Origin of the sequence: Clostridium sp. ZS2-4, assembly GCF_026719745.1 — a bacterium.
In the GTDB taxonomy this organism is placed as follows: Bacteria; Bacillota; Clostridia; order Clostridiales; family Clostridiaceae; genus Clostridium_H.
The window spans coordinates 1-2,749 of sequence record NZ_JAPPRQ010000087.1; the positions used below are offsets into that span (position 1 = coordinate 1).

General features: G+C 34.6%; 3 protein-coding genes. All 3 read left to right on the plus strand.

Annotated elements, in window-relative coordinates; translation table 11 throughout:
• Positions 1-1,148: NAD(P)/FAD-dependent oxidoreductase (locus OIO11_RS11780; protein ID WP_268071665.1), on the plus strand; the 1,148-nt coding region annotated here is incomplete at its 5' end.
• A gap of 23 nt (positions 1,149-1,171) precedes the next feature.
• Entirely contained in the window at positions 1,172-2,428 is a 1,257-nt protein-coding gene (locus tag OIO11_RS11785; RefSeq protein WP_268071666.1) for an NAD(P)/FAD-dependent oxidoreductase, read from the plus strand.
• 2 nt (positions 2,429-2,430) lie between these two features.
• Positions 2,431-2,749, plus strand: a 319-nt coding sequence (locus OIO11_RS11790; RefSeq protein ID WP_268071667.1) for a DUF1667 domain-containing protein, incomplete at its 3' end; no start/stop codon positions are given.

Genomic DNA, 2,749 nt, shown 5'->3' on the forward strand with positions numbered 1-2,749 from the left:
ATAAATTAGAAGAAATGAGACAGCATGGTCTTGTAAACGGTGTACCGGACACAATGGAAATACTAAAGAGAGAAGAATCTTTAAAATTAGAACCAAATCTATCAGATAAAGTTGTAGGTGCATTAACACTTCCAACAGGAGGAATTGTATGTCCATACGAATTTACAATTGCACTTGCAGAAAATGCTAATACTAACGGAGTAGAATTCAAGTTTGAAACAGAAGTACAAGGCATAGAGAAGAAAGAAGGAAGCTACATTTTAAAAACTAATAAAGGGGATATAGAAACTAAATTAGTTATAAATGCAGCAGGTCTTTATGCGGACAAGTTAAATAACATGGTAAGTCAAAAAAAATACAATATAATAGCAAGAAAAGGAGAATATCTGCTATTTGATAAAGCAGTAGGAGATATGGCTTCAAGAACATTATTTCAGTTGCCAACTAAAATGGGTAAAGGGGTTTTAGTTACTCCAACAGTTGATGGAAACCTGCTTATGGGACCAACATCAGTAGATATAGATGATAGAACAGATGTAGATACAACAAGAGAAGGCTTGGAATCGGTTATAGATAAAGTACCACTTACAATAAAAACAATACCAAATAGACAAGTTATAACTTCATTTGCTGGATTAAGAGCTCATGAAGAAGGCGGAGACTTTGTCATAGGAGAAGTTGAAGATGCGGAAAACTTTATCAATGCATTAGGTATAGAATCACCAGGACTTACTAGTGCTCCAGCAGTAGCTGAAAGAATTGCTGAAATAGTTGTTGAAAAGCTATCACCAGAGAAGAATGAAAGCTTCAATCCAATAAGAGAAGGAATACCAAAGTTCAGAGAAATGAACAATGATGAAAGAAAAGAACTTATAAAATTGGATAGAAGATACGGAAAAATAATTTGCAGATGTGAAACTGTTACTGAAGGAGAAATCAGAAACGCAATAAGAAGACCGCTAGGAGCAAGAACTTTAGATGGAGTAAAGAGAAGAACAAGAGCTGGAATGGGAAGATGCCAATCAGGTTTCTGCTCAAACAGAATAGTAGAAATTTTATCTGAAGAATTAGATATTCCACGTACTGAAGTAACTAAGTTTGGTCATGGTTCTAAGGTTTTAGTAGGGGAAATTAAAGAAGATATTTAATAAAAAACATTGGAGGTTTTAATATGCAACAATACGATATAGTTATACTTGGTGGAGGTCCGGCAGGACTTGCAGCTGCCATAAAAGCTAAAGAAGAAGGAATAGACAACATTTTAATATTGGAAAGAGATTCAAACATGGGTGGAATACTTAATCAATGTATCCACAATGGTTTTGGACTTCATACATTCAAAGAAGAGCTTACAGGTCCGGAATATGCTCAAAGATTTGTTGATAAAGTAGAAGAAATGAAAATACCATATAAGCTAAACACTATGGTAATTGATGTAAATGAAGATAAGGTTATAACAGCAGTTAATGAAGACGATGGAATTATAGAAGTAAAGGCACAAGCTATAGTTTTAGCTATGGGATGTAGAGAAAGACCAAGAGGAGCTATAAATATACCTGGATCAAGATGTGCAGGAATATATTCAGCAGGTACTGCTCAAAAATTCGTAAACATAGAAGGAAAAATGCCAGGAAAAGAAGTTGTAATTCTAGGTTCAGGAGATATAGGACTTATAATGGCAAGAAGAATGACTTTTGAGGGAGCAAAGGTAAAGGCAGTAGTTGAGCTTATGCCATACTCAGGAGGACTTAAGAGAAATATAGTTCAATGCTTGGATGACTATGGAATACCTTTAAAATTGGCTCATACAATAACCAACATAGAAGGTAAGGACAGAATAACAGGAGTTACCATAGCAAAAGTTGATGAAAACTTAAAACCAATAAAGGGAACAGAAGAATATATTGAGTGTGATACATTACTTCTATCAGTAGGATTACTTCCAGAAAATGAACTTTCAAGAACAGCAGGAGTTAAATTAGGTGTAACAGGCGGACCGGAAGTAGATGAGAGAATGCAAACAAATGTAGAAGGAATATTTGCTTGTGGTAACGTGCTTCACGTTCATGACCTGGTTGACTTTGTTACAGAAGAAAGCTACAACGCTGGTAAAAATGCAGTTGAGTATGTAAAAGGAAAAAGAGTTGAAGGAGAGACTATTGAATTAATAGCTGAAAATGGAGTAGGATATACTGTTCCTAAGATTATAAACTCAAATAATGTTGATAACACTGTGGATGTAAGATTCAGAGTAAGAAACGTATTCTCAGATAGCTATGTTTCTGTATATTTCGATGGGGAAAGAGAAGTACACAGAAAGAAAAAGGTTCTGGCACCTGGAGAAATGGAAACAGTAAAACTTAACAAGGCTATGTTTGATAAATACCCTAACTGCAAAAAGATTACTGTTAAAGTGGAAGGAGAATAAAAATGAACATGAGAGAGTTAATTTGTATAGGTTGCCCAATGGGATGCAATCTTGAAGTTGAAATAGAAGGTAAAGAAGTAACAAAGGTTACAGGAAACATATGTCCAAGAGGAAAAGCTTATGCTGAAAAAGAATGTACAAATCCTACTAGAATAGTAACGTCATCAGTTTTAGTTGAAGAAGGCGAATTAACAGTTGTTCCTGTAAAAACAGAGGCAGATATACCAAAGGATAAGATTTTTGAATGTGTAAAAGCTCTAAAAGGATTAGCAGTTAAAGCACCTGTAAATATTGGTGATGTTGTTTTAGAAAACTTTGCTG

Bases quoted from the DNA above. Each gene is read 5' to 3' on its own strand.
- OIO11_RS11785 (WP_268071666.1), top strand. From the start codon at position 1,172: ATGCAACAATACGATATAGTTATACTTGGTGGAGGTCCGGCAGGACTT.